This is a genomic window from Paraburkholderia dinghuensis (assembly GCF_003837865.1).
In the GTDB taxonomy this organism is placed as follows: domain Bacteria; phylum Pseudomonadota; class Gammaproteobacteria; order Burkholderiales; family Burkholderiaceae; genus Paraburkholderia; species Paraburkholderia dinghuensis.
This window is the reverse complement of the sequence record NZ_RQIS01000012.1, coordinates 195219-201588: the sequence shown is the minus strand read 5'-3', so window position 1 is coordinate 201588 and position 6370 is coordinate 195219. Positions and strand designations below refer to the sequence as shown.

5 protein-coding genes are annotated in these 6370 nt (G+C 50.6%); 1 reads left to right on the top strand and 4 read right to left on the bottom strand.

Annotation, left to right across the window (positions count from 1 at the left end; genetic code table 11):
* Positions 1 to 505 precede the first annotated feature (505 nt).
* Genes D1Y85_RS17895 through D1Y85_RS17880 form a run of 4 tightly spaced genes read right to left on the bottom strand, consistent with a single transcriptional unit; the run spans position 506 to position 4959 of the window.
* Positions 506 to 748, bottom strand: a complete 243-nt coding sequence (locus tag D1Y85_RS17895) for a hypothetical protein (RefSeq protein WP_124152408.1) — start codon at positions 746 to 748, stop codon at positions 506 to 508.
* Positions 749 to 787: 39 nt separating this feature from the next.
* Positions 788 to 2131: a hypothetical protein gene (locus tag D1Y85_RS17890; protein WP_124152407.1), complete on the bottom strand. Its 1344-nt coding sequence runs from the start codon at positions 2129 to 2131 to the stop codon at positions 788 to 790.
* A gap of 9 nt (positions 2132 to 2140) precedes the next feature.
* Positions 2141 to 4135, bottom strand: a complete 1995-nt coding sequence (locus tag D1Y85_RS17885) for an ATP-binding protein (RefSeq protein WP_124152406.1) — start codon at positions 4133 to 4135, stop codon at positions 2141 to 2143.
* Positions 4132 to 4959, bottom strand: coding sequence for a DNA adenine methylase (locus D1Y85_RS17880; protein WP_124152405.1), 828 nt, complete (start codon positions 4957 to 4959; stop codon positions 4132 to 4134). Before D1Y85_RS17880 ends, D1Y85_RS17885 begins: the two co-directional genes overlap by 4 nt.
* Positions 4960 to 5898: 939 nt before the next feature.
* Between D1Y85_RS17880 and D1Y85_RS17875 the strand changes: the two genes are divergently transcribed.
* A complete protein-coding gene (locus D1Y85_RS17875) occupies positions 5899 to 6192 on the top strand; it encodes a hypothetical protein (protein ID WP_124152404.1) in 294 nt (97 codons plus the stop codon).
* Positions 6193 to 6370 lie beyond the last annotated feature (178 nt).

Below are 6370 nucleotides of genomic sequence, written 5' to 3'. Positions count from 1 at the left end.
CCGTGAATCTCGACTTCTTCATCTGCAGAACTCCCTCTTAACGAGAAAATTCTACTTCTCCCGACGATGGATTTGCGGGGGCATTACCGATTTGCGGGGGCATTACCGTCCGAGATCCTCCGTTTTTACCCAAGATTGAGAAAGCAGTCGGCATGTAGGTGTAGCACGTTAGTTCTGTTCGATTGGAACTTGGATGGTAGTGAAAACGGCGTCGGAGTTACTTGGCATAACTATCGTTTGTAGGCGCCGCGTTATGATTTTGACGGGGGAGGTGTGATGGAAAGTAGCTCGCCGAAGACTTTAGAGTCGATTGGGACAGCCAGTCGGTTCTGAATCAGCTAGAAAACAACTCAAACGCATAAGCAACACGCTCATGGGCTTATCTTGCTGATCGGGCGCCGCCTATTACAGGAAGGCGGGCAATTACTCCGCCTTCCCGTGGAGAACGGCTACCGCAGACGCATTATTCGCCCTCGTTCACGTGTGTTTGATGCGTGCAAGTTGATCAAACTAGTTCCCAAGGCAAATCACGCCGACCATGCACCGGTTTGAGTACTCCGGCATCTCTCAGCGACTGAGCGGCCCAGCGCACATCATACTGCCACGTGTAGAGCAGGTTACCCGATCGCTTTAACTCTGCCTCATAATTGTCCCATATAAACTTCGAAACATCTTTGGGCCAACCCTTTCCTGACGACGCCTGCAACGCCTGCACAACCCATACTTTCATATCATCGCGTGTTGCCATGCCCTTGCTCCTCACTTCGCAGCCGTCCGCAACAGCGTTTCACTTACTCTGTTGCTCCAAGAATCTGGTCAGAATTGCTGCTGATGGGTAACTTGACATTGATGCGATACCGTTCGCAAGTTCGATGGGAAACAATGCACCTTCGAATTTGTGGCTAATCAAACTCGGAAGCGTAGCTAGAATTCGATTCAACCCGATTAGATCACTTTCTACCGGGAATGCTTGCGAATCGCTGTATGCTCCTGTTGGAACATTCAGCACCATATACGTCCCGGGGTCAAATTTTACGTATATTTTTTCGCCCCAGTTGGTGCGTTTTCCATATGGATTTGATAGGTCGGGAGATCGATAGACCTCGCGTCGCACATAATCGTGCGAAAGCGCAGCGTAAGAAGCAGGTTCCCCGCGCGAATGTGGAGCTGGAAATCGCGCAATTGACGATAAATGATCGAAAAATGCCCCGCTTTTCTCTTGACCGATAACGTGCAGCGGGCGGCCAATATTCTTGGCATGCTCCAAGAAGTCTCTAATATTTGGCACCAACTTTGAATATTGGCTTCTGAGCGTTAAAGGACCATCTTTAATAAAGAGCGTTTCAGTTGCGAGCGATTTATCGGTATGCCCCCACAGTAACCGGATCGCGGTGAAAAGCATGAGGTGCTCCATCACGAGCATATAAGACGATGCAACAGATTCTGGCGCATTGTCCTCATTCATGTCCAAGTGAAAACCCAGCATGTCCGAGAGAAAAACGGTACCTTTGCAGTGAGGACACAGGCCCTCGTCTGCGTCATGCGCGACGCCTTGCTCGATGGTTTGAGCACAATGCGGGCAGTCGAACCCCGGGGACGTTGCCGTGCTGCCAGTCTCCCATTTTCGAAACGCAACCCATTTTAGTGTCTCGTAAAACGCTCCCCCTTGATCAATGCGTAAGGAGTCTCTGACGATATTGCGCACGGCATCGTAATTGGTCCCTAGCGTTGTCCTTACATTCTTTAAAGGAAATACCGTGGAATGAAAAACGGCACTTCCTGTCAAGATATCTTGGAGCAGCAGTGGATGCGGATGGTCCTTGTCAATCGTATCCAGTTTTGCTCGATCAACCGCAAGCAGCGCAGTCTTTACGAACGCAACTTCTTTTGGAGGCTTTTGCTCTGATCGTACTGCCACGAAGGAGCCATCTACGGCCCAAACGTTACGCAGCGCCAAATGTCCCGTCGGATCAAATTCTGTCCACTCGGTGCTAGAGTGGTCTATATCATCCGATTTTAGACGCTCGAAATCACCGACTAGCGCTTTTACCCAGTCACTTTGTACTACCGCTAGGTGCCCCAGTTTCGAAGCACTTTCGCCCGGCAGGCGACTTCCCTGACTATATGGCATAGCGATCTCCTAGCTGGCCGTTGCTTCAAACTTATGCGCCTGCACCGGAACAACGAAACGATGGGACATCGTCAACATACGCATATAGCCGGGAGTTTTGGCCCTTAGGATATCCTCCTCTATTCCGTCGAACGCCACCTGAACTCGCGAGAGTGCTCTGGTTTCGTCTTGGCTCGAAAGGTGTCCGACGAAAAAATTTTCCGTTTGAGCGAGGAGTTCCCGATTGATTGTTGACGGTGACTGTGTGGAATAAACCATTCCGATGTGGAATTTGGCACCTTCTTTGGCGAATCGGGCATAAACGCCCGTTAAGTCCTTGCTATCAGGAGGAAACAGGTTATGTGCCTCTTCAAAATAAAGCTGTACGAAATGTCCACCCAACGTATTGCTTACGAATTTCCGTTCCTGATTGACAAACACCGCTTTGGAGAGCATATCGGCAAAATAACGGCGAATTTCATCTGTAGCATTCCCCAAGTCTAGAAGAACAGTTTTTCCAGCATCGAGAAGCGACAAGATTTCCGCAATGAAGTCCCCGGCTTTGGAAGAATGGAAAGGTTTGTATGCGCGAAGAATCGCGGGGCCAGTTCGCCCTGGAGGTGGTGCGAGAAAATCCAGAAGCGCAATGTCATCGGGATCGAACGTCGCTTTCTTCGATGATTTGGAGACAAGGGCGTCGTCAGTTGGGTTTTCGCGGCGGAATTGTGCAATCACTTCCAATTCGGACTGCAACGCGTCGAGAGAATCGAGATCGGTTGGTGGCGCACCATTTCGAACAGCCTGGTAGGCGGTCTGTCTTAACTCTTTACTAAAACCTGGATCGAAGTTTTTGGCGTTGGCCGACGTTAAACCAAGCTTGCGCAATCGCACCTCATCCGCTTCAAATCCAGCCTTGTTCAGGATAGCCCAGAAATATTGAATCTTTCGGATCGGTCGCGTTTTCTCTTTTTCTGGCAACGAGGTTGCCCCGGTAATCGATGGCAGCTTGACGTTACCAAAACTGCGCACATAGTCAGCAGCTCGGTTATCCTGCGCTAGCATCGAGGCCAGCACATCGATTGCTGACTCCGTTTGCTCATAGAAATTCAGCCTTAATGGCTTCGAAGGGGTCTCTTTCCGCTGCGTGAGCGCGTAGACCTGGCAACGATCCTGATATGCGGATCGCAATGATTTGTTCCCGTCCTGCGGATTATCGTTGGCGTATTCTCCATTAATGTCGAAAATCAGCTGGCCAACGCTATTATCTGTTGATGTTGCATCCAACATACCCTTTGCAATCAGCTTCACCACATTGGACTTCCCAAGTCGAGTCTTCCCGAACATCGCAGTTCGACATCCCTTGAAGTCACGCATGGATATATTGACTGGAATCTTCGATGCGCCTCCATTGCTGACTAGGCCACATTCCATGGTGCGGAGCATTCCAATATTAAATTGTTGCTCCGCTTTTACTGTTCCATTCACGATTACCTGTAAAAGTGCATCGTCGGGAGAGAATACCTTGTAGCGGTGAGCGCTTACAACGTTATTGACATCACCCGAAAATGCGAGCTTTTGCATGTTGCTTGGATCCGCGTAAAACATACCTAGCACGTCGCAATCCAGCGCTCCCCACTGAAGCTCGCTTTGCGTCCATACGTCCAATTCCGGCATGGATTTTTTGTGCAATTCGAAATACGTTTGCTGTACCTGATTACTTAACGGCGTAGGCGAGACGCCCGTAACTCTCAATAGGGTGAAGTGTGGCGGAGCGCTACCGGCGTTCGTGGGCGTCATAATTAAATACGAACCTCGAGGTATTCCTCCGACCGCGAGCTTGTAAGGATCGCTCGTTATAATTTTCGCGGTGTCGAAGCCGAGTTCAAGGACATAGCCGACAAACCGCATCTTTTCCGTTTGCCTTGCCGTTTCGACTTTATCTTCTCTGTCAAGAAAAATTCTAAGAGAATCGATCGGATTACCCTGTGTGGCAGATGTATTGACTAATTTGTTGAGATCGTTCATTCGGCCCTCTTATTTGTATTTGCAAGGATGACTAGTTCTTCAAACTGCCTGCGGCTCGCCCCGGCCGCCGAAATCGATGAAAATCGAGACACTGCATGCAACTCAAATCCTTCTATATCGTAAAGTCCACGAACAGAGTGATGGTTAGCATTTGTTGCTACGATCTGTGCCCCCCGTTCGCGTGCTCGAATTAAGGCCTTCGCTAGTCGTTCCTGATCTGCCCAAGAAAACAGCACTTCGTTATATTTAACGAATCCGTTGTAATTATGGCGAACAGTATAGGGAGGGTCGGCGAATATGAGATCGCCGTCGGTAGCTTCATTAATCAGAACTTCAAAATCCGCCAATCGAATAACGGCATCGGCTAGTAGATCGGAAGCCCCCTTAAAATCATCGCTATCCAGGAGGACTTCATTTTTTGACCCCCTAGGTACGTTAAACTGACCGTTCCTGTTTACTCGATAGATTCCATTGAAACATGTGCGATTCAAGTAAATCATTCGAGCAGCTCGCTCGGTCAGGCTCGCAGGAGTCTTCGCTCGAGTTTTGTAGAAATACTCGTCGCTATGTTTTTTTTGGCGAGACAACAAGCTGGTTCTTAAGGATTGCCAATTTTCTTTAATTCCTTGATACGCTGCGACAACATCAGGATTAAGATCCCCGAGAATGGCGTTCCTCGGTTTCAAATAAAAATAGACTGAGCCCCCGCCTAAAAAAGGCTCAATGTACCGGTTAAACGTCCGAGGAAGCTTGTCCGCGTGAGACTGTACAAACCAACGCTTGCCTCCGGCCCATTTCAAAAACGGAACGATCTCTTTTTTCAATTTATTTTTTGGTTCGTCGCAGGACGTGCTCAGGTTGCTGGCTAGCTAGCAGGCAAAATGAGCGCCTCTGCTTTTAAGAACACACCGTAAAAGTTGATTGTTCGTTAAGTAAGAACAAGTTGCGCAACGCTTTCGAATTCTCGTTCAGTTTTGCCGACGATGACATGTGGGGATATCCGCACGACCGAAAACATCAACGTCCGGTGGACCTAACGCCAAGACTCAGGCAGGCGGAGGTGTCCGTCGGTCTAGGAACTCATTTGGCCACGCCGCTTTCCCCGCCCACAAATTCAAGCCGTTGAGCAGCGCTTGCTTCGCGTCGTAAGCGATTTCGCGCTCAGAGTTCCGATCAGCTCGCGCGCAAGCGCAATCCACTTGGGTGAAATTGTTGTCTGCCATGGAGCTAGCTCCCGAACTGGAATCCCCCTTAGCTGAGGGAATCCTTCCTCTTACTGTATCTATAACATAGTAACAATTGTAGCTATACCTCTGGCGGAAAATCTTCTACGTGCCTTCATGGAGACCGGTCCAGGCCCCTTCGGCTTGTTCCCCCCTTCGGGGGCAGTTGTTTGGGAAAAGGATTACTTGGCGCTCTGCCGAACTACCGACCATCATCCGCGTACCGGGGCCGATTGGGGAGTTAGTTATGACCCTATTATCGATGAAGACCTGCGTGACCAGAAGATCGGGAATCTCTGATTCAATGGAGGTGTAGTGGGGGTATTTGTGGGGGTATTTTAATTGAGCAATGCATTCTATCCCCGTCTGATAGGGGATTTGATTGATAGTTCGATCCTCCTCCGCGCTACCCAACGCCACCCGTTCCCGTCCCGCCAACCCTCCCCCAATCACCTAAACTTCCCCCATCGACCCACAGCACCACCATGCGTGGCGGGCCAGCATCAAAGCCGCCTACCCACGCGGCAAACGGAGGCCGTCATGTCCGGTCCGCAAGTCCTGTTTCAGAAATTCGATTACGAAGGATTCGAGATCCACGTCTCGCCGGCTCCGACGGACGATGGCAGCAACCGTTACACCTACGCCGCCTACGTTTGCCACCCGGGCGCCAACCCAGCGCTGCCTGGTCACACGATAGCGTTCCACCCGAACGGCGACGAGACGTTCCGCAGCGCCGAGGAAGCGACGGAAGAAGCGATCCATGTGGGGCACAGCATCGTCGATGGCACGCACCCCGACCTATCTGTCCTGTCGCTGGTCACGCACGGTTTCTAGCCCGTGGCAGTTCGCACGGGCATGCAGCAAAGAGGAAAAGAGGAAAAGAGGAAAAGAGGAAAAGAGGAAAAGAGGAAAAGAGGAAAAGAGGAAAAGAGGAAAAGAGGAAAAAGGCCCGGACACGAGGTCCGGGCAAAGCCACCGGAGGTCCGGCGGCGGAGGTATCCAGGGTGAGCGC

Coding starts and splice junctions, on each gene's coding strand:
- D1Y85_RS17895 (WP_124152408.1), bottom strand. CDS start 748: ATGGCAACACGCGATGATATGAAAGTATGGGTTGTGCAGGCGTTGCAG.
- D1Y85_RS17885 (WP_124152406.1), bottom strand. CDS start 4,135: ATGAACGATCTCAACAAATTAGTCAATACATCTGCCACACAGGGTAAT.
- D1Y85_RS17890 (WP_124152407.1), bottom strand. CDS start 2,131: ATGCCATATAGTCAGGGAAGTCGCCTGCCGGGCGAAAGTGCTTCGAAA.
- D1Y85_RS17875 (WP_124152404.1), top strand. CDS start 5,899: ATGTCCGGTCCGCAAGTCCTGTTTCAGAAATTCGATTACGAAGGATTC.